Genomic DNA, 21,166 nt, shown 5'->3' with positions numbered 1-21,166 from the left:
CTTTTAGTCAAAAAGTGTTTTAATCTTTTGTGTAATCACATTTTCATTTCTATATTTGGGCTGATTAAAACTTAACAATGAAAACTATTTTAAACAATACTTGGTGGTGGTGCTTTCGAAACTAATCTTCGTGAAGTAAAATCCTAGTATATTTAAAAATCAAAATATCCAAAGGCTTGTCATTCACGACAAGCCTTTTTTATGTTACATATGAAAAAATTTAGCCTATACACCCATCATAAAAGAATATTAACCGACACGATTACACCCGTAACGGTTTACTATAAAATACGCGACAAATACCCCAACAGTATTCTGCTTGAAAGTGGCGATTATCATAGAAGTCATAAGAACTTTTCATACATCTGTTTTAATCCAATTGCAAGCATTAAAGTTGAAAACGAAGTAATTTCTCAAACTTTTCCCGACGGAAGTTCAACGTCTTTAAACATTACCGAAGATGTTAACGTGGTTGATGAAATTTACAAATTCACAAAGCGCTTTGATGTGAATACTGAAGAAGATTTCAAGTTTATAAACAACGGCATTTTTGGTTATACTGCTTATGATGCCGTGCGTTATTTTGAAGATATTCAAATTAGCAAAAAAGACGATTCGGTTACTGTTCCAGATATTTATTATGCGGTTTACAAGAATATAATTGCGATTAATCATTTTAAAAATGAGGCTTATATTTTTGCACACTGTTACGAAGATCAAGAAAATAATATTGACGCTATTGATAAATTAATCAATACTCAAAATTTTGCCGAGTACAGCTTTGATGCTAAAGGCGATATTCAATCGAACTTAACCGATGATGAATTTAGAAATCAGGTTGAAGTCGCTAGAAAACATTGTAATCGAGGCGATGTGTTTCAATTGGTACTTTCAAGACGCTTTTCGCAAGAATTTACAGGCGACGATTTTAATGTGTATCGTGCTTTAAGAAGCATTAATCCGTCACCCTATTTATTTTATTTTGATTATGGTGATTTTAGAATTTTTGGCAGTTCGCCTGAAGCGCAACTTATTGTAAGCGATGGCATGGCCGAAATTCACCCCATTGCAGGAACTTTTAAACGTACTGGCGACGATATTCAAGATGAAGCGCTTGCCGAAGCTTTAAAGCTTGACGATAAAGAAAATGCCGAACACGTGATGCTTGTCGATTTAGCAAGAAACGACCTAAGCCGCCACGGAAGTGGTGTAAAAGTGGTTACGTATCGTGAAGTTCAGTTGTTTTCGCACGTCATTCACTTGGTAAGTAAGGTTACAGGACAAAAACACGCCGAAACTCCTACAATGCAAGTGGTTGCCGATACTTTTCCAGCAGGAACACTAAGCGGTGCGCCAAAACACAATGCCATGCAACTTATTGAGAAATACGAAAAAACAAGTCGTGGTTATTACGGTGGCTCAATTGGTTTTATGGATTTTGATGGGAATTTTAATCACGCCATTATGATACGTACGTTTTTAAGTAAAAACTACAAATTAAATTGGCAAGCTGGCGCCGGATTGGTATCTAAATCGGATACCGAAAGTGAATTACAAGAAGTTTTTCATAAACTAGGTGCTTTAACAAAAGCAATAACCTTGGCGGAGGATATTTGATGTTGGTTGTTGGTTGTTGGTTGTTGGTTAAAAAAATATAAAGTATAACTTAAAACAGATTCCTGCCTACGCAGGAATATAAGAGATGAATAAGAAAGTATTAGTTATAGATAATTACGACAGTTTCACATATAATCTAGTTCATTATTTAGAAGATTTAGATTGTGATGTTACTGTAGTTAGAAACGATAAATTAACCTTAGAGGATGTAGAACCTTTTGATAAAATTGTATTATCGCCAGGGCCTGGAATTCCAGATGAAGCAGGTTTACTAAAAGCTATTATTGAAAAATATGCGCCTACAAAAAGTATTTTTGGTGTGTGCTTAGGTCAGCAAGCTATAGGTGAAGTTTTTGGAGGTTCTTTAGTGAATTTAGACAATGTTTATCACGGTGTTGCAACACCTGTTGAAATTTGTGTGGACGATGAACCTATTTTTAAAGGCTTAAATAAAAACATCGAAGTTGGCCGTTATCATTCTTGGGTGGTTAATGCAGACCTACCAGATTGTTTGGAAGCCACTTCGTTTGATGACAACGGACAAGTCATGTCCTTAAGACATAAAGTTTACGATGTTCGTGGTGTACAATACCATCCAGAATCGGTATTAACACCAGATGGCAAGAAAATTTTAGAGAATTGGGTGAATAGTTAATAGTTAATGGTTAATGGTTAATGGTTAATGGTTAATGGTTAATGGTTAAAAAAGTCAATCTGATCTGGATAACAAAAACTTTGGAAAAAATATTTCGAACAAATTGCATCAAATTAAATTGAATTTTGGCTTGGTTTATTAAACCAGATAAAATTAGTAGAGATAAAATAGATTCCCGCTTTCGCGAGAATGAAAATTGAAATTAATGAAAGACGTATTAAATAGATTAATAAATCACGAAACCCTTTCAAACGAAGAGGCCAAACAAATCATTGTAAACATATCAAAAGGTATGTATAACCAATCTCAAATTGTTTGTTTTCTTTCTATTTATATGATGCGTAGCATTACTATTAACGAATTAAGTGGCTTTAGGGACGCACTTCTCGATTTATGTATTGCGGTAGATTTAAAAGATTTTAACCCCATTGATTTATGCGGAACTGGTGGAGATGGCAAGGACACGTTTAACATTTCTACTCTAGCTTCATTTATTACCGCAGGAGCAGGCGTAAATGTAGCAAAACATGGTAATTACGGTGTATCCTCTTCTTGTGGATCTTCAAACGTTATGGAACATTTAGGGATTAAATTTTCTAACGATGTCGATTTCCTAAAACGTTCTATAGAGCAAACAGGAATTTGTGTGTTACATGCCCCCCTATTCCACCCCGCTATGAAAGAAGTCGGACCAATACGTCGTGAATTGGGTGTAAAAACCTTTTTTAATATGTTAGGTCCCATGGTTAACCCTGCCTTTCCTAAAAATCAAATGGTTGGTGTTTTCAATCTAGAATTACAACGTTTATACGGTTACTTATATCAGAAAACCGATAAAAATTATAGCATTGTACACGCTTTAGATGGTTACGATGAAATTTCCTTAACGGGAAAAGCTAAAATCATTTCCAATAACGCCGAAACCCTTTTTACGCCTGAAAGCTTAGGTCTTTCAGCCATAAAACAAGAAGACATTTTTGGAGGTAGTTCTGTTGAAGAATCGGCCAAAATATTTAAAAAAGTAATAAACGGCGAAGGTACCGATGCGCAACACAACGTGGTTTGTGCCAATGCTGGTCTAGCCATTGCAACAACAAATCAAATTTCACATCAAGAAGGGTTTGAAATGGCTAAAGAATCGTTATTCTCAGGAAAAGCGAAAGCTAGTTTAGAAAAGTTAATTGAACTGAGTTAATAGTTAATAGTTAATAGTTAATAGTTAATAGTTAATAGTTAATAGTTAATAGTTAAAAAAACGAAACCTAGTTTAGAAATAAAACAATATCAGTAATAAAAAGAAAATAGCAGAAAGTCAACACCAAATTTCGGACAACGTCCGAAGCATTAATCTGCAGGAATAATGAACGAAGGAATGGAGATGCGAAGCGGAGCTTCAAGCACGTAATTCCGAAAGCGAATGTTCCGAAGGAATTCCATCAGATTAATTTGATTTTTTGGTTCGTTTTGTATCAAGACAAAATGAACAGAAACAAGTTTAAAATAAAAATTAAAAAGTTTTCAGTCACAGTTTTCAGTAAGCAGACATGCTAATTTAAACTACAAACTAAAACTACAGACTTTTAAAAATGAACATACTAGATAAAATAACCCTCGATAAGAGAAAAGAAGTTGAACTTAGAAAAAGTTTAATTCCCACCTCGCAATTAGAACAGTCTGTTTTATTCGAAAGACCAACAGTTTCTCTATCTGAAAAACTACGTAACAGTAAAACAGGAATCATCGCCGAACACAAACGCCGATCGCCATCTAAATCGGTTATTAACCACACCTTAAGCGTTCAAGATGTGGCAAAAGGTTATGAAGATGCTGGTGTTTGCGGTATGTCTGTGTTGACAGACGGCAAATATTTTGGAGGTTCTTTAGACGATTTACTTACCGCTAGAGCAAGCTGTAACCTGCCGCTTTTAAGGAAAGAATTTATTATAGATGAATATCAGCTTCTAGAAGCCAAAGCTTATGGCGCCGATGTTATCCTTTTAATCGCCGCAATTTTAACCCGCGACGAGATTAAAAAATATTCAGAGTTTGCAAAAAGCCTAAATCTAGATGTGCTTTTGGAAGTACATAACGAAGAAGAATTGCACAAGTCCATCATGCCAAGCCTAGACATGTTAGGTGTAAACAACAGAAATTTAAAAACCTTTGATGTTAGCTTAAACACGAGCAAATCTTTAAGCCCACTTATTCCTAATGATTTCGTTAAAGTTTCCGAAAGCGGTATCAGTAATATTGAAGCCATTAAAGAATTACAACCATATGGATACCAAGGTTTTTTAATTGGTGAAAATTTCATGAAAACCGATAATCCAGGAGCAAGTGCAACAGAATTTATAAAGAATCTCCTCTAGCGCCTCCAAAGGAGGAGGACGCTTACTCATGTGAATAATCACTGTTATGAATAATAAAGACAAACAACATACACCGCAATCAATGCTCTCCCCTAAGGATAGTGAGGGGCTGCTCCTCAAAATTTGCGGCATGAAGTATTCAGATAATATCGAAGAAGTTGCCGCATTACAACCCGATTATCTAGGATTTATTTTTTATGAAGATTCAGCAAGAAACTTTGACGAAAGCAGCATTCCTGAAATACCTAGTTCTATAAAAAAAACAGGCGTTTTTGTTAATGCCGAAATCAATTTTGTAATTGAAAAAGTTACCACTCTTGGCCTACAAGCCGTTCAATTACACGGTCATGAATCGCCAGAATACTGCGATACCTTGCGACACACGCAATATATACTTGATGATGTCCTGCTTAAAAAACCAGAAATCATCAAAGTTTTTTCAATAAAAGACAGCTTCAATTTTGAAGAATTAAAGCCTTATGAAACGGTTTGCGATTACTTTCTATTTGATACCAAAGGAAAATTACCTGGCGGAAACGGTTACACCTTCGATTGGAATGTTTTAAACGACTACCCGTCTACAAAACCATTCTTTTTAAGCGGTGGTATTGGCCCAAATCAAGTTGAGGATGTTAAGAAATTTATAGAAAGTCCAGCTTCAAAGTACTGTTACGCTTTAGATGTAAACAGTAAATTTGAAATCGAGCCCGGATTAAAAAACATAGAATTATTAAAAGAATTTATAAAAAGTTTGTCATTTCGTAAATAAAACGGAATCCATACTTCGAAGGAATATTAAAGATTATGAATAATTACAACGTAAACGAAAAAGGTTATTATGGCGAATTTGGAGGCGCTTTTATTCCAGAAATGCTATATCCTAATGTAGAAGAATTACGCCAAAACTATCTAAAAGTGATGGCCGAACCCGATTTTAAAGCAGAATTCGATAAACTTTTAAAAGATTACGTAGGCCGCCCCTCGCCGCTTTATTTTGCGAAGCGTCTTTCAGAAAAATACAATACCAAAATATATTTAAAACGCGAAGATTTAAACCATACAGGCGCTCATAAAATCAACAACACTATTGGTCAGATTTTAATGGCGAAACGCCTTGGAAAAACCCGTATTATTGCCGAAACTGGCGCGGGACAGCACGGTGTGGCTACGGCAACAGTTTGTGCTTTAATGGGACTGGAGTGTATCGTGTATATGGGCGAAATTGACATTGCCAGACAGGCTCCAAACGTGGCAAGAATGAAAATGCTTGGCGCAACCGTTGTGCCTGCAAAATCAGGAAGCCGCACCCTTAAAGATGCGACTAACGAAGCCATTCGCGATTGGATTAACAACCCTGTAGACACCCATTACATCATTGGTTCAGCTATTGGTCCGCACCCCTACCCAGACATGGTTACACGTTTTCAAGCTGTGATTTCCGAAGAAATTAAATGGCAATTAAAAGAACAAGAAGGTCGTGAAAACCCCGATTATGTGGTGGCTTGTATTGGTGGTGGATCGAACGCCGCTGGAACCTATTACCACTATTTACACGAGGAAGAAGTAGGCATTATTGCTGTTGAAGCTGCCGGTTTGGGCGTCGATTCTGGTGAAAGTGCAGCCACTTCTGTTTTAGGAAAAGAAGGCATTATTCACGGTTGTAAAACCATGTTAATGCAAACTAAAGACGGACAAATAACCGAGCCGTATTCGATTTCAGCTGGATTGGATTACCCTGGTGTTGGCCCGATGCACGCACATCTTTGCAAAACAGGACGTGCCGAATTTATGGCCATTACCGACGATCAAGCGATGAATGCCGGACTCGATTTATGTAAGCTAGAAGGCATTATTCCAGCCATCGAAAGTTCGCACGCCTTAGCGATTTTTGAGCAACGCAAATTTAAACCAACAGATGTTGTGGTGGTGAGTTTATCTGGTCGTGGTGATAAGGATTTACAGAATTATATTGAGTATTTCAAGATTTAATTTTTTTCATTTCCGCGAAGGCGGAAATCTCATTAATTGAATATGGATGTTCATTATGTTTACATATTAACCAATAAAAATCATACTGTTCTTTATGTTGGGCGATCAAAACAATTAAAAGTTAGATTGAATCAACATAAAAATAACAGCTTAAAATCCTTCACAGGAAGATACAATGTAACAAAACTGGTTTATTTCGAAACTACCAAATATGTAAACAATTCGATAAAAAGAGAGCGACAAATAAAAAAATGGAATCGAGAATGGAAAATAAATTTAATTAACGGATTGAATCCAGATTGGAAAGATCTTTCAGAATATATTTAAAATAAATATTAAAAGATTCCCTTTTTCAAGGGAATGAAAACTATTCATTAACAATGAACAGAATAAATAAAAAACTAAGCGAAGACAAAAAATTACTGTCTATCTATTTTACAGCAGGTTACCCAAGCCTTAACGATACCGTATCAATCATTGAAGATTTAGAAAAAAACGGTGTCGATATGATTGAAATTGGCTTGCCTTTTAGCGATCCTTTAGCTGATGGACCAACCATTCAGGAAAGTTCAACCAAGGCTCTAAAAAATGGCATGACCACCGAAGTGCTTTTCGATCAGTTAAAAGACATTCGGAAAACGGTGAATATTCCATTAATCATCATGGGGTATTTTAACCCTATGTTTCAATATGGCGTGGAAGCTTTCTGTAAAAAATGTCAGGAAATTGGAATTGACGGCCTTATTATTCCGGATTTACCGGTTGATGTGTATCATGAAGAATACCAAGCTATTTTTGAAAAATACGGCTTAATTAATGTCTTCCTTATTACACCACAAACGAGTGACGAGCGTATTCGTTATATCGATTCTATTTCAAACGGATTTATATACATGGTAAGTAGCGCCAGCACAACGGGAGCACAATCTGGTTTTGGAGACGAGCAAACACAATATTTCGAACGTATCGATAAAATGAAGCTTAATAATCCGCAAATTATTGGTTTCGGCATTAGTAACAACGAAACCTTTACGCAAGCCACACAATACGCAAAAGGCGCCATTATAGGCAGTGCTTTTGTAAAACATGTGACTCAAGAGGGTACGGCATCAATAGATACTTTTATAAAATCAATTTTAAATTAGAATACATTAATCATATATATACTAACCCAAACCCAAATTTTATGAAATATTATTTAAAAGTTTTGCGTGATAACTATGCAAATTTTAGCGGAAGAGCAAGACGCGAAGAATATTGGATGTTCACCTTGTTTAATGTTATTTTTTTAATAGTTATAATGGCAATATCTATTAGTGTAGCTTTAACTACTGATACACCAGCACTAATGGGCTTATACGGCATATACATATTAGGAACCATAATTCCTAGCTTTGCCTTAGTCGTAAGAAGACTACATGATGTTGGAAAAAGTGGCTGGTTTTACTTTGTAAGTATCATTCCAATAATTGGCCCGATTTGGTTTTTTGTTTTAACAGTAACCGAAGGCGAAAGAGGCGCTAACCAATATGGTCCAGATCCAAAAGCGATAAACGTTGAAGCCATTGACGAAATAGGAAAAACTCAAATCGAGTCCTAAGATTTCAATTTTATTTATTACAAAAAGACTGTCTAAAAAGTATAGATGTATGTCTAGTTTGAACTTATTAAAATATATTAATATACTGGTTATTAACCGGCATACATTTCTTCAAGATTCAACGTGACTAAAAAAACATAAGGTACATTTTAGACAGTCTTTTCTATTACCCGGCAGTGCTACTACACGGTCAAAAAAAAAAAAAAAAAACAACTACACACAACAACAAAAATGCAACGAATAATAATTGTAGGCGCGGGTTTTGGCGGCTTAAGATTAGCCCAAGACTTGATTAACCATCCTAATTATGAAATCTATTTAATAGATAAACAAAATTACCATCAGTTTCAACCCTTAATGTATCAAGTAGCATCGGCCCGATTAGAGCCTGCTAGTATCTCTTTTCCGCTTCGAAAAGTATTTCAAAAAGCTAAAAATGTTCGAATAAGAATTACAAAAGTTACCGAAATTGATCATAAAAACCAGTTTATAAAAACAACTATTGGCGATTTCTCATACGATCATTTAGTAATGGCAATGGGTTGTACTACGAATTACTTCGGAAATCAAAACCTAAAAGATTACGCCTATCCTATGAAAACTATTCCTGAAGCCATTCAGCTTAGAAATAGAATTCTTCAAACTTTTGAAAACGCCTTAAATACCACAAACCCAAAAGAACTTCAGTCCTTACTAAATTTCGTTATTGTTGGTGGTGGCCCTACAGGAGTTGAATTGGCAGGAGCGCTTTCAGAAATGAAAAAAAACATTCTGCCTAAAGATTATCCAGATAAAGACTTCTCGAAACTTACCATTTACCTTTTAGAAGGTTCGCCACATACGTTAAGCCCTATGAGTAAAGGCTCTCAAACCATGTCGCAAAAATACTTAGAGTCTTTAGGAGTTATTGTTAAAACCAGTACGTTTGTAAAAGATTACGATGGTTTGGTGGTGTCTTTAAATACAGGAGAACAAATAGATTCTAAAAATGTTATTTGGGCTGCAGGTGTAATTGGTAACACGATTGAAGGTTTTCCTGAAGACTGCTTTACACGAGGCAACCGCTTTGTGGTAGACCAAAATAATAAAGTTGAAGCTCTAAATAATGTGTATGCCATAGGTGATATTGCATATATGTCTACCGAAAAATACCCTAACGGCCATCCGCAAGTTGCTAGTGTAGCTTTACAACAAGGCGCACTTTTATCCAAAAATTTCAATAAACTTGCAAACAATAAACCTCTAAAACCATTTAAATATACAGATAAAGGTTCAATGGCTACTATTGGAAAACGTCGTGCGGTTGTAGATTTACCTAAATTTAGTTTTCAAGGACAAATGGCCTGGTTTACATGGATGTTTATTCATTTAATGCTTATTTTAAGTATAAAAAACAAACTCCTTGTGTTTATGAACTGGATGATAAGTTATTTCAATAACGATAGTACCTTAAGAATTATCATGAAACCCGTGGTAGATAAAGTTAAAAACAGAGAAGAAAAATGCCATTAAACATTGTATTAATAGAACCCGAAATACCAAATAACACAGGAAATATAGGCCGATTAGCCTTAGGGTCTGGATCACATTTACATTTAGTAAAACCCTTTGGTTTCGAAATTGATGACTCCCGACTAAAACGTGCTGGTTTAGATTATTGGCAGCACCTTTCGGTAACCTATTATGATAATGTTGAAGCATTTTTCAAAATCAACAAAAACAAAAACATGGCTTTTCTGTCTAGTAAAGGCACTAAAAACCATTGGGATATTCCTTTTGAAGATGATTTGTTTTTAATTTTCGGAAAAGAATCTGTTGGTTTGGCTCCCGAAATTGTGACTACCCATGCAGATAAACTTTATAAAATTCCACTGTACAGCGATCATGTGCGAAGCTTAAATCTTGCAAACGCCGTAAGCATCGTGGTTTATGAAGGTTTAAAACATTTAAAATAAAACAGAAACAATTTAGTTTGTTCGAATAAAAAGCCTGTTCAGTAATGATAGAAAAATCATTCGAACAGGCTTTTTTCGTATCTATTCTGTATTAAAATAATTCATTTCTTAAAGTTCATCTAAACAAATTGTAGAGAGAATTTTAAAAAGTCAACCTACTAATTCAAATTATTAACAGTTTCATTTTTAGTCATTCATAGTTGAATTCATCAATTTTTATTTATATTTGGTTTTTTAAATTGGTAAACCAATTTGGAAAACCAACAAACTAAAACTAAAAAGAATGACAAAAACTTACTTTGTAAAAGCTGTTTTCTCAATGGCTTTTATGCTACTTTTCTGTACGATTAAAGTAGCTGCCCAAACAACCCACAACATTACAGATCCAGAAGATCTTACATCACTTTCGCTTTCAGCTGGAGACACAGTTATATTAGCCGATGGTACGTATAGTTCCGATGAAAGAATTTCCTTTTTAGGAACAGGTACAGTAGATATGCCTATTACATTCAGGCCAGAAACTCCTGGAGGCGTAATATTTACTGGAGGATTAAAAATGAGCATTGCCGGAACCTACCTCGTTGTAGAAGGATTTCATTGGGTTGGCGGTATTGGTGCTAGCAATTTTATTGAATTTAGAAAAAGTTCTGAATACGCTAACAATTGTACCATCCAAAACTGTGTGATTGATGGTTTAGGATTTGAGCAAAGCGAAATGGATGAAGCTGTTGCAGGTGGATCGATTTTAAAACACAGATGGATTGTTTTACATGGCAATAACAACAATGTGTTAAACTGTTCTTTTCTAAATAAAAGAACGGCTGGAGCCTTAATTTTAGTAGAGCTTGCTTATAATGCCGTGCATGAATATGAAGACCCAATCACGGGGCAAGATGTTGAAGAGTTATCGCCAAACCGTTGTAACCCTGTGCAGCACACTATTGCAAACAACTATGTTTTTAATTTCGAGAAAATGGCTGGTGCCGATGGAATTTATGGTCAGAAACTAGCTAGTGATGGTGTAACTTATACCGACCTATCCAATGCGGGAGATTCTGAAACCATTCGTATTGGTGAAAGCAATTACAAAATGTTAGATGCCAACTGTATTATAACAAACAACTATTTTGTTCAAGCCGATGGTGAAAATGAAATTATTACAAACAAAAGTACAGGAAACACTTATACAGACAATACTTTCAGACGTTGTAGAGGGTCTTTAGTATTACGTCATGGCCCAAAAGCTACAGTATCAAAAAATCACTTTTTAGGTGAAAACGTTGAAGGTACAGGCGGTATTAGAATAGTAGATAGCGAACATAACATTACCGATAACTACATTCAAGATTGTATTAACGTGGTATCGCAAGCGAAATGGAATAACGGTATTACATTTTTAGGTGGTAACGATACTACAGGACTTATTTGTAGCGATGTAAACTCTGAAAATGGTTACCAAAAGTCTCAAAACAACACCATTGCAAACAATACTATTGTAAACACCAATGCTCCTGTATTTTTTAACGATGATAAAGGAGGAAACTCTAATACAGGTACTGTTTTTAGCAACAACTTAATTTATTTTAACGGTGATGCAGGATCAGGAATTTTAACAGATGTGATTACCGATGACAATGGCGATCTTTCTGCTTACAACGATATTGCTGCTGGAATTAGTTTTACTGGAAACGTTTTTTCTGGAACCAATTTAGGTCCTGTAAATAATGGTTTTACTTCAACAGCTATTACAGGAACTAAAAGTGATGAAATTTACACTTTTACGGGTGCCGATGGTAAAGGAGCTAATTTAAGTGGTTCAACCATTAAAACTGATGACATGGTAGGTTTTGAAGTTGGAGCTTGTTTTGTAGATTATACAGGTGCTAACATTAGCAATCCTATTTGTAACACAATTGCACCACCACCTCCTGTAGATTATATTTCACTTAGTGCATTACCAACAGTTACTGCGGCTGCAGGAAGCCACGATGTATCTGTTAGTGCTAATGTAAGTTGGACAGCTATGTCGAACGATGCATGGATTACTATTGATACCAATTCTGCTTCTGGTGATGCTACAGTTTCAGTAACAGTAACTGAAAACACAGCAACTACAGACAGAACAGGCTCTGTAACTTTCACACAAGATGCCGGAGGCGATAATGTAGTAAGAACCTTAAATGTAACACAATCTGGTGCCGATTTAACAGATATGTATACCCTTATTAATTCAGGAACTAATGGTGCTCCTGTAACGGTACATTCTTTTTCAAAAGATAATACCGCTGGTGGTAAAACTGAAGTCGCTGCAAATACTTTAGATAAAGCAGACGGAACGGTTTGGGCTGCAGATGATGATGCTGTACCTGGAGGTGCTTCAAAAGCTGATGGTGAATACATTATTTACGATTTAGGTAGTACACACAACTTAAAATTAATCCAGTTTAGCACCACAAATAAATCGGATGCCTTTGGATTTCAAATTTATGTTTCAACCACAGGAACAGATGCAGCAGATTTTTCAATGGTATTACCAACTTCTGGAGACCTTTTATTAACAGCAACTGGTACAACAGATTTTAATCAATATGAAATTGACCATAATGCACGCTATGTAAAAGTAGTTGGTTTTGGAAGATTCGACCCTACTGGAACCACTAGAAAAAGTGCTTGGAGTGCCATTGACGACATAGAATTCTATGGTCCAAAAAGCCTTTCAGTAGATGATAAAACATTAAATAATAGTTTAGTAATTTATCCTGTACCAACTAAAAACACCCTAAATATTAAAAGTACAACTAGTGCCCATATTAAATCTATAAGCATCTATAATACACACGGGCAAAAACTAATTGATAAAAACGTTGATAACCTGTCGAATACCGAAATAAACACAGCATCACTTTCAAACGGGATGTACTTAATTCGTGTAAACACCGAAAAGGGCAGTTTATCAAAAGCATTTATTGTTTCAAAATAATTTATAATGCCTTTAAACCTTTTTTAAAAAAAATAGTCTAAAAGTTCTGTTTAACAATTTAAATAAAAACATTAAATGAGAATAACAACTTTAAAATTAGGAACTTTAGCTTTAGCACTATTCGCATTTACAAGTGTAGAAGCTCAAGAAAAAAAGAAACCAGATCCAGAAAAAATGTTTAAAAGGTTTGATACTAATAATGATGGCGCTGTAACTTTGGAAGAGTTTACCTCTGCCAAAAGAAAAAATGAAGTACCTGCCGATAAATTAGAGAAAAATTTTAAACGTATGGATGCAGACTCTGATGGAAGTGTGACTTTTGAAGAATTTAAAGCAGCACAAGAAAAAGGCAAAGGCAAAAAGAAAAAACAAGACTAGTTTTTATAACAAAAACAGAAAAGGCTCAAATTTATATTTGGGCCTTTTTGCTTTTTAAATCTTTATCTGATAAGTTTTTAAGTACATTTACAAAACAACTTTATATATAAAGAGTCATGAAATACCACATCACCATTAATAGCATAAAAACAGTTGAAGAATTGAAAGACGCTTGGAGTCATGAGGATTTCATTAAACTACTCGATGAACTAGATTTCCCTGATGCCAATAAGTCAAATCCTGACGAATTAAAAGATTTACTCTTTATGGCCATCTCCGATTTTGAACCTGAAGAAGCTGCTGCTATTCTACTAAAATATAAATTTTCAGAAAAATTAAGCGCTAATCAAATCGATCAAGTGTCTCATGAAATGTTGCTGGATAAAATTTCTGAAGAATATCCAGATATCAGTTTTCATCATCAATTGTTTAACATCAATCAGCTCTTATTTAAGGCTTATAATGGCAGGTTTCCAAACACAAAAGCCTCGATTATTGAATTTGAAATAACGCCAAATAAAGACGTTACAAAGGATGCTGTTTTAAAAGCATTTAGCGCATCACTTTCTAGTCACAATGTGATTAAACGCTTATTTGAAAATCAATTAAAGGGCAAAGAAGCATTTGATGAAGCCGAACATATTATCTGGGATTTAAAACCAACTTCCGAAAACGGATATGTTTTAACCACATCTGAATATTGGATGAGTAAAGATGATTTTAATGATGCTGAATTTGATGCTGAAATAGTGTTATTTGAAAAAGATAGCGAATAAAGAAAAAGAAATTAGCGTCTATATTTATAAGAAATTCAAATTATTATTGATTTTGGATTGTTTATTATAAAATGGGGGTTGATGGCCTATCGAAAATTTATCGTAAAATTTGAAGTGAAAACACCGTGAAATTTCAGGCTGTTTGAGCTAAACGAAATTTTATCACTACCTATAAATTTTATAGCGAGTTCCTGAAATTTAGGTGTAGAATGAAAAATTTAGATAAAGTTTCGTAAGCCTAGATTTTTTTGGTTCGTTTTTTCATCAATGGAAAAAATGAACAACATTTTTTAGAACGTTATTGATATTAAACTATCTTTTTCTCCTTAACATCTTCAAATACATCCCTTCAACCTTAGTGCGTGCCCAAGGGGTTCTTCTTAAAAATTTTAAACTCGATTTTACCGATGGATTTTCGGTAAAACATCTAATTTTAATATTATAACCTAAGTATTCCCAACCATAATGAGCGACTAACTCATTAATAATCTGTTCTAACTTTACACCGTGTAACGGGTTATTAGGTTGCGTTTCCATTATAAATGTTCAACTAACTTTTTAATTTTAACCGCTTTCTCAAAATGATCGAGCTTATGGGTTTCAATCCACCATGTTGCGGCTTCCATTAATAATTTTGGATTATCATTTTTGTTTTTAAAGAAGGCGTAAAACGAAATACCTACATTTTCGCCTTTAGCTGCGATTTTTTTATCGCAAACTTCTATAATCTTAGCTTTTAAAACCTGTTTCAAAACGTTTAATTTCGTTTATCGTTACTGCGATTAGGACGTCTAGATTTCGTATTTCTATCCGATTTTTTATTAGAATTCCCAGAATTATTAGTACGTCTTGGCCCTCTGTTTTGGCGCCCTTGACCTGGTTTTATAGGTGCTGTTGATGCATTAGGATCGGGTTCGAAACCTTCAACAATTTCAACAGGAAGTTTAATATCAATTAACTTTTCAATATCACGTAAAAACGTAGTTTCATCGGCACTTACTAAAGAAATGGCTTCACCTTTAGCTCCTGCTCTACCTGTTCTACCAATACGGTGCACATAATCTTCAGAAACATTAGGTAACTCAAAATTAATCACGTGCGGTAACAACGGAATATCAAGTCCTCTAGCCGCAATATCAGTCGCCACTAAAACACGAACACGACCCGATTTAAAACCAGATAATGCTTTGGTTCTCGCCCCCTGACTCTTATTTCCGTGAATGGCCGCTGCCGTAATACCAGCTTTATCCATTTTTTCACAAAGTTTATTGGCGCCATGTTTTGTTCTAGTAAATACTAAAACCTGTTTCCAATTCCCTTCAGAAATTAATTTAATAATCAAGCCTGTTTTTAACCCTTTGGCAACGCGATATACCTTTTGTGAAATCGCTTCAACCGTCGTGTTTTCTGGAGTGGCTTCAACTTGAACCGGATGATTTAAAATGCCATGTGCTAACTTTTTAATATCTTTTGAAAAGGTTGCCGAAAACATCAAATTCTGACGTTTCTCTGGCATACTTTTAATCACTTTTTCAATATCTCTTAAAAAGCCCATATCTAACATACGGTCGGCTTCATCTAAAACAAAAATCTCTACGCGTTTTAGCGATAATAAGCCTTGGTTTTGTAAATCCAATAAACGTCCTGGAGTGGCTACTAAAATATCAACCCCCTGACGAATAGTTGCAGCTTGAGGTTTTTGGTTAACACCTCCAAAAATAACGGCACTTCGTAAATTTAAAAACTCGCTATATTCTCTAACATTCGCATAAACTTGCGCTGCTAATTCTCGTGTTGGCGTTAAAATTAAAGCACGAATGGGCTTATATTTTTCCTTCGGATTTTCAGAAATTAAATGCAAAAGTGGCAATGTAAATCCTGCTGTTTTTCCTGTTCCTGTTTGTGCCGATGCTAAAACATCTTTCCCCTCTAAAACTGGTGGAATGGCTTTTTCTTGAATTGGAGATGGTGTTGTGTATCCTTTTTTGCTAATTGCTTTTAGCAAGGCCTCAGATAAGCCTAAAGATTGAAATGACATATATTTTTTTTATGAAGTACACATACAAAAAATTATAGTCTACTTCTTTAAGTTGGCAAATGTACAGCTAATTTTGGCATTTGCATTTAAATACTTGCTGTTGTGTGAAAAATTGTTATTTTAATGAGGTGCAGAAACTAGAATGGGTTCTGCTTTAATTTCAGCGAAAGCGAAAAAATCAACATAAAACATCATGGGAAAAGGCGATAAAAAAACAAAACGCGGTAAAATAAACAGAGGCACTTTTGGAGCAAGACGCCCAAAAATCAAGAAAAAACCATCTAGAGAACATCAGATTAATATCGACAAGAAAGTGCAGCCTAAATAGTAATTACTTTGTATACAAAACTGCTTAAAAACACCCCTATAATCCCCTCTAGGGGATTTCATCCAACCAAAAACAAATAACCAAAAACAAATAACCAACCCCCAATCTACCTTATAAAAACCAAATCATTCTCTTTAGACATCGGCTCGCTATAACTGTAGCCTTCGTAGTTAAAACCTTTTAAATCGTCTATGGTTTTCGCGTTGGTATCGACCACGTAACGTGCCATTAATCCGCGGGCGGCTTTGGCAAAAAAGGAAATCATTTTATATTCGCCATTTTTAAATTCTTTAAAATTAGCTGTTACCACAGGTACTTTTAGCGCCTTAGTATCAACCGCTTTAAAATATTCGTTGCTGGCTAAATTCAAAAATAGTTCATCATCTTCTAGCTCTTCATTAAGGGCTTTGGTGATGTCTTTTTTCCAAAATTCGTATAGATTTTTCTTTGTTCCTACAGGGAATTTTGTCCCCATTTCCAAGCGGTAAGGCTGAATTAAGTCGGTAGGTTTTAAAACACCATACAAACCAGAAAGTATGCGAACCGTGTTGTTTAAATCTTCAATTTTATCTTCTGGAATGGTGTAGGCATCCAAACCACGATACACATCGCCATTAAAAGCATAAACTGCCGGTCTGGCATTATCAGTGGTAAAAGGCAATTCCCAAGCTTGATTACGCTCGTAATTGAGTTGCCCCAAAGCATCGGAAATACTCATAAGCTTCGATAAACTTTTAGCCGATTTCTTTTTAAGTAATTTATTTAAACGCTCCGATTGTTTTAAAAACTGAGCTTCGGTATGCAAATTTGTTGGTAGTTCACTTTCAAAATCTAAGGACTTTGCTGGAGATATAACTAATTTCATAAGTATCTTTTTGTCTTTTTTCGCTTTCGCGGAATTTGATATGGGTTCAAACGAAATCTTTACTTTCAATTCAAATTTACAACTCCTATCCTATTTTTTTAATCTTCGTCAAGAATTATTTCTAATAACACTATAGAATGAATTGATGTTTAATGATTGGCTGAACGCTCACTGCTCTTATAAAGCCATTCGATAATAAAACAAAGCATTAATATGCCAATTGAAACAAAAATGCCAACTTTATTATCATCGTATTGCTGATTGATTAAAACAACAGTCGCAACCATACACAATACAAATCCCATTAATGGAATGATTTTATTACTGCCCGTAGCGCTAGAAAGTTTATAGCCCACAAAATTAACCATACCAAAAATGAGCAAAAACCCGATACTACCTGCGGTAGAAATACTTTCTAACTCTAAAACATTTACCAAAATTAATGTCGTTACAGCGGTTATCATTAATCCGATAGGTTGGTTATGAAATTGTCCTAAAAAATAATGAGGCAATTCATCATCTTCAGCAATTTCAAAATTTACGCGACTACCGCCATACAAAGAAGCATTTATTGCTGAAAATGTAGAAATTAAAGCCGCCACAGTAATCACAGAAAAACCAACTTGCCCCAGCATGGGTTTTGCTGCTTCTGCCAATACATAATCTTCGGCTTTTGCAATATTTTCAAAGGGAAGCGAACCTACCGTTACAAGTGCGATGATAATATAAAGAATAATTACAAAAACCACCGAATAGTAATAAGCTCTTGGAATATTTTGCTTCGGATTAACGATATCGGGTGCTGCATTAGCAATGAGTTCAAAACCTTCATAAGCCACAAAAATAACCATGCCGCCAGCAAACAGCTTTACAGGTGTTTCCCACTGCGACATGGCTAATTGCGATAAATTGGGGTTCCCAATTAAACCGTAAGCCCCTATAAAAATAAAGCTGATTAAAATTATTAATTTAATGATTACAGCATACGATTCTATTTTCCCCACAACGGCAATACTGTAATAATTTATGGCGGTTGCCAATACAATTATAGCCGAGGCATAGATGTGAAAATCGAGGGTTTTATCGCCTGTTATTTCAAATAAATTGGGCGCATACGATCCAAAAGCTGAAGCATATAAAGAAAGCATGATAATGTAACTAATCCATAAAAGGTTATTTACACCTCCGCTAAAAACAGATTTACCAAAGCCTTGATTGATAAATTTTACGGTACCACCACGATCTGGGTAGGTTTGTGAAAGTTTTACATAACTATAGGCCGTTATCAAAGCAAGAATTCCTGCAAACAAAAAAGCAACAGGTGTTCCGCCTTTAGCAAGCGACACCGCCAAACCTAAAACAGCAAAAATACCACCGCCTACCATGCCACCAATGCCTATTGAAATGGCTTCTTTTAATCCTATTTTTTTATTCATGTTTGGTTGGGTTTTGATATTTTTTTTACGCCAGTATCGGCTATGAGTAGTTACGTGGGTAAGCATGAAACTTTGCAATAACAAGCAATTGCTTTATACCATTGTTGTAAGCTGTTTTTATTCCGCTATTCTGTTCTTTAAGTCCATCCTTTCGTGCAATATTCTTGTTATCTCAACATAATTCTCATTAAGAGTTCTGTAGAATATAATATGCCTATTTGCTTTCATTCCGAGAAGTTGCCTTGAAATTCCATCATAGTTTTTTCCTAATTCTGGATTTTCAGCGATTGCTTCACAAATGGAAATTAGTCCATGGTAATATTTGTCCGCTTGTTGCTCAGACCAAACCTCAAAGGTATAATCCCAAACTTTTGATAAATCCTCCACAGCTTTGTTCGTTAACTTATATTTAGCCATTAGAACGCTTTTTCGCTTTTAGAGATTCAAGATGTTTCTGTGGGTCAAAGTCGTGAGCTATTCCGCTGTCAATTCCTTCTTGTATTGCAGTTTTCAAAGCTTTTACTTTACTTTCTTCTTCCTCTAAAAGTCTCAACCCCGCACGAATTACTTCACTAACGTTTTTAAATCTTCCTTCTTTTATTCGGCTTTGGACGAATTGATCAAAATAATTTCCGAGTGATATTGATGTGTTTTTGCTCATTTTGATAACTAATTTTATCAAAAATACCAAAAATTGGTATAAAAGCGAAATTTTCATCAAATTGCACACACCGTGTTTGCATATGATTTGTGGTGTGATTCGGTACTGAAGTTAGTATTTTTCAGTCTACAAAGGTTTCTTTTATTACTGCTTTGCGTTTTTCAACTTCCGAATTTGTAAGTTTTTCAAAAACTCGGATTATTCTGGTTTTGTCAACGATTCGTATTTGGTCGATTGCAATCATCCCCTTTTACCTTTGTGCTTTACGGAGACTCTTGTCGGATATTTTTTTAGGTTCGTTCTCATTGGAGCAAGGACAATCGTGTTCAAATATTTATTCATTTCATTAGGCGAAACGATAACACAAGGTCTTGTTTTTATAGGGTATTATCTAGAGTTTTTATTTTTTCTATCAACTCTTCAATCTCACATATTTTCATTTTTACAACAGATTCAATTTTTTCAGTGCCCTCTTCGATAACTAATATTCCTGTTTTATCTTCTTCATACCCAATTTTATCGATAGAAAATACAGGGTTATTAAAATTTATGCTCCTTTTCCCATCTTTAAACCACCCGTAATTTGCTTCGTATTCTATGGTTGGTTTTCGCAGTTTAATAGTTTCTTCTCCATAAGTATTCCATAATGATATTCTCAAAAGGTAAAATCCGATAAGACCAAACAAGAATAATCCAATTAAAAATCCGATGTGGAACCTTTTGCCATTAATCATTGCTATAATGATTCCTGTCAAAGGCAAAATAAAAGACGCAAACGCAAAGAAAAACATAATTCCTCTTACAAAAATCGAGGACTTTCTAACCTTTAATGTTACAGTTTTTTCTGTTAGTTCGTATTGTGTCATTATTATAAAATATTAGTTAACCGATATCTATATGATATGTAGCATGATTCGTTCGGAAGTTAGCATTTTTCAGTCTACAAAGGTTTCTTTTATTACTGCTTTGCATGTTTCAACTTCCGAATTTGTCAGTTTTTCAAAAACTCGGATGATTCTGGTTTTGTCAACGGTACGTATTTGGTCGATTGCAATCATCCCCTTTTTACCTTTGTGCTTTACGGAAACTCTTGTCGGATATTTTTTTAGGTTCGTTGTCATTGGAGCCAGAACAATCGTGTTCAAATATTTATTCATTTCATTAGGTGAAACGATAACACATGGTCTTGTTTTTTTATTTCACTCCCAATGGTTGGGTCAAGATTTACAAGAACGATTGAGTATTGATTTAAATCCATTCTTCTAAATTTTCATCATCAAACACATCGTTCATGAGTAATTTATCGTCTTCATTTTCACTCATTCTTTTAAATTCTTTTTCCCAATTTTTTCTAGGTGAAGCGATTGGTTTAAGTACAATCTGCCCTTTTTCAAGAATAAGTTCAACTTTGTCTTTAATGTTATATTTTTCCAAAATAGTCTTACTTAAACGAAGTCCTTTTGAATTTCCGATTTTGATTATTGCTACTTCCATAACTTGTATATGTTATTACAAGGTA

Annotated in this window: 24 protein-coding genes and 2 pseudogenes; 15 read left to right on the top strand and 11 right to left on the bottom strand. The window is 34.8% G+C overall.

The window, feature by feature from the left end:
* The first annotated feature begins 210 nt into the window (after positions 1–210).
* The 14 genes from H6X70_RS07815 (at position 211) to H6X70_RS07750 (ending at position 14,319) form a co-directional block, all read left to right on the top strand.
* A complete protein-coding gene (locus H6X70_RS07815; RefSeq protein WP_194767120.1) occupies positions 211–1,617 on the top strand; it encodes an anthranilate synthase component I family protein in 1,407 nt (468 codons plus the stop codon).
* Positions 1,618–1,702: 85 nt separating this feature from the next.
* Positions 1,703–2,272: an anthranilate synthase component II gene (locus H6X70_RS07810; protein WP_194767119.1), complete on the top strand. Its 570-nt coding sequence runs from the start codon at positions 1,703–1,705 to the stop codon at positions 2,270–2,272.
* Positions 2,273–2,477: 205 nt separating this feature from the next.
* Complete coding sequence (gene trpD, locus H6X70_RS07805; RefSeq protein ID WP_194767118.1) at positions 2,478–3,467, top strand: anthranilate phosphoribosyltransferase; 990 nt, start codon at positions 2,478–2,480, stop codon at positions 3,465–3,467.
* 391 nt (positions 3,468–3,858) lie between these two features.
* The gene (trpC, locus tag H6X70_RS07800; RefSeq protein ID WP_194767117.1) at positions 3,859–4,641 is read left to right on the top strand and encodes an indole-3-glycerol phosphate synthase TrpC; all 783 of its coding nucleotides are present in this window, start codon (positions 3,859–3,861) and stop codon (positions 4,639–4,641) included.
* Positions 4,642–4,771: 130 nt separating this feature from the next.
* Positions 4,772–5,410, top strand: coding sequence for a phosphoribosylanthranilate isomerase (locus H6X70_RS07795; protein ID WP_194767116.1), 639 nt, complete (start codon positions 4,772–4,774; stop codon positions 5,408–5,410).
* A 35-nt stretch (positions 5,411–5,445) separates the two neighbouring features.
* Entirely contained in the window at positions 5,446–6,630 is a 1,185-nt protein-coding gene (gene trpB, locus H6X70_RS07790) for a tryptophan synthase subunit beta (protein ID WP_102996009.1), read from the top strand.
* Positions 6,631–6,672: 42 nt separating this feature from the next.
* Positions 6,673–6,957, top strand: coding sequence for a GIY-YIG nuclease family protein (locus H6X70_RS07785; RefSeq protein WP_067149842.1), 285 nt, complete (start codon positions 6,673–6,675; stop codon positions 6,955–6,957).
* Between the two features lie 53 nt (positions 6,958–7,010).
* Complete coding sequence (gene trpA, locus H6X70_RS07780; RefSeq protein ID WP_194767115.1) at positions 7,011–7,775, top strand: tryptophan synthase subunit alpha; 765 nt, start codon at positions 7,011–7,013, stop codon at positions 7,773–7,775.
* A 41-nt stretch (positions 7,776–7,816) separates the two neighbouring features.
* Entirely contained in the window at positions 7,817–8,230 is a 414-nt protein-coding gene (locus tag H6X70_RS07775; RefSeq protein WP_194767114.1) for a DUF805 domain-containing protein, read from the top strand.
* 231 nt (positions 8,231–8,461) lie between these two features.
* Positions 8,462–9,742, top strand: coding sequence for an NAD(P)/FAD-dependent oxidoreductase (locus H6X70_RS07770; protein WP_194767113.1), 1,281 nt, complete (start codon positions 8,462–8,464; stop codon positions 9,740–9,742).
* Entirely contained in the window at positions 9,733–10,185 is a 453-nt protein-coding gene (locus H6X70_RS07765; protein ID WP_194767112.1) for a tRNA (cytidine(34)-2'-O)-methyltransferase, read from the top strand. Before H6X70_RS07770 ends, H6X70_RS07765 begins: the two co-directional genes overlap by 10 nt.
* A gap of 283 nt (positions 10,186–10,468) precedes the next feature.
* Positions 10,469–13,165, top strand: coding sequence for a chondroitinase-B domain-containing protein (locus tag H6X70_RS07760; protein ID WP_194767111.1), 2,697 nt, complete (start codon positions 10,469–10,471; stop codon positions 13,163–13,165).
* 75 nt (positions 13,166–13,240) lie between these two features.
* Entirely contained in the window at positions 13,241–13,543 is a 303-nt protein-coding gene (locus H6X70_RS07755; protein WP_194767110.1) for an EF-hand domain-containing protein, read from the top strand.
* A gap of 116 nt (positions 13,544–13,659) precedes the next feature.
* Positions 13,660–14,319, top strand: a complete 660-nt coding sequence (locus H6X70_RS07750) for a hypothetical protein (RefSeq protein WP_194767109.1) — start codon at positions 13,660–13,662, stop codon at positions 14,317–14,319.
* A gap of 312 nt (positions 14,320–14,631) precedes the next feature.
* On the opposite strand, the gene H6X70_RS07745 is transcribed toward H6X70_RS07750, so the two are convergent.
* From H6X70_RS07745 to H6X70_RS07735, 3 genes are read right to left on the bottom strand one after another with little or no spacing between them, the layout of a single operon-like run.
* On the bottom strand, positions 14,632–14,856 hold the full coding sequence (locus tag H6X70_RS07745; RefSeq protein WP_194767108.1) for a VF530 family DNA-binding protein: 225 nt from the start codon (positions 14,854–14,856) through the stop codon (positions 14,632–14,634).
* Entirely contained in the window at positions 14,856–15,071 is a 216-nt protein-coding gene (locus H6X70_RS07740) for a DUF6500 family protein (protein WP_194767107.1), read from the bottom strand. Before H6X70_RS07740 ends, H6X70_RS07745 begins: the two co-directional genes overlap by 1 nt.
* Positions 15,072–15,076: 5 nt before the next feature.
* Positions 15,077–16,357: a DEAD/DEAH box helicase gene (locus tag H6X70_RS07735; RefSeq protein WP_194767106.1), complete on the bottom strand. Its 1,281-nt coding sequence runs from the start codon at positions 16,355–16,357 to the stop codon at positions 15,077–15,079.
* A gap of 193 nt (positions 16,358–16,550) precedes the next feature.
* On the opposite strand from H6X70_RS07735, the gene H6X70_RS07730 reads away from it, so the two are divergent.
* Positions 16,551–16,685, top strand: coding sequence for a 30S ribosomal protein THX (locus H6X70_RS07730; RefSeq protein WP_194767105.1), 135 nt, complete (start codon positions 16,551–16,553; stop codon positions 16,683–16,685).
* A 106-nt stretch (positions 16,686–16,791) separates the two neighbouring features.
* Here the strand turns inward: H6X70_RS07730 and yaaA are convergent, their stop codons facing one another.
* From yaaA to H6X70_RS07690, 8 genes and pseudogenes are all read right to left on the bottom strand, one after another.
* Positions 16,792–17,550, bottom strand: coding sequence for a peroxide stress protein YaaA (yaaA, locus tag H6X70_RS07725; RefSeq protein ID WP_194767104.1), 759 nt, complete (start codon positions 17,548–17,550; stop codon positions 16,792–16,794).
* A 149-nt stretch (positions 17,551–17,699) separates the two neighbouring features.
* Positions 17,700–18,986, bottom strand: coding sequence for an APC family permease (locus H6X70_RS07720; RefSeq protein ID WP_194767103.1), 1,287 nt, complete (start codon positions 18,984–18,986; stop codon positions 17,700–17,702).
* A 117-nt stretch (positions 18,987–19,103) separates the two neighbouring features.
* Entirely contained in the window at positions 19,104–19,403 is a 300-nt protein-coding gene (locus H6X70_RS07715; RefSeq protein WP_194767102.1) for a type II toxin-antitoxin system RelE/ParE family toxin, read from the bottom strand.
* Positions 19,396–19,647 carry a type II toxin-antitoxin system ParD family antitoxin gene (locus H6X70_RS07710; protein WP_194767101.1) on the bottom strand — a complete coding sequence of 84 codons (252 nt, stop codon included), beginning with the start codon at positions 19,645–19,647 and terminating at the stop codon, positions 19,396–19,398. Before H6X70_RS07710 ends, H6X70_RS07715 begins: the two co-directional genes overlap by 8 nt.
* Before the next feature lie 121 nt (positions 19,648–19,768).
* Positions 19,769–20,025: pseudogene (locus H6X70_RS17015) on the bottom strand (type II toxin-antitoxin system PemK/MazF family toxin); the annotation flags it as partial.
* Positions 20,025–20,513 carry a hypothetical protein gene (locus H6X70_RS07700; RefSeq protein WP_194767100.1) on the bottom strand — a complete coding sequence of 163 codons (489 nt, stop codon included), beginning with the start codon at positions 20,511–20,513 and terminating at the stop codon, positions 20,025–20,027. The pseudogene H6X70_RS17015 and the gene H6X70_RS07700, both read right to left, overlap by 1 nt.
* A gap of 69 nt (positions 20,514–20,582) precedes the next feature.
* Positions 20,583–20,905: pseudogene (locus H6X70_RS07695) on the bottom strand (type II toxin-antitoxin system PemK/MazF family toxin).
* The gene (locus H6X70_RS07690) at positions 20,896–21,141 is read right to left on the bottom strand and encodes an AbrB/MazE/SpoVT family DNA-binding domain-containing protein (protein WP_194767099.1); all 246 of its coding nucleotides are present in this window, start codon (positions 21,139–21,141) and stop codon (positions 20,896–20,898) included. Before H6X70_RS07690 ends, H6X70_RS07695 begins: the two are co-directional and overlap by 10 nt.
* Positions 21,142–21,166: the final 25 nt, after the last annotated feature.

This window comes from Tamlana sp. I1 (assembly GCF_015355625.1).
Taxonomy (GTDB): domain Bacteria; phylum Bacteroidota; class Bacteroidia; order Flavobacteriales; family Flavobacteriaceae; genus Pseudotamlana.
This window is presented reverse-complemented; position numbering and strand designations above follow the sequence as displayed.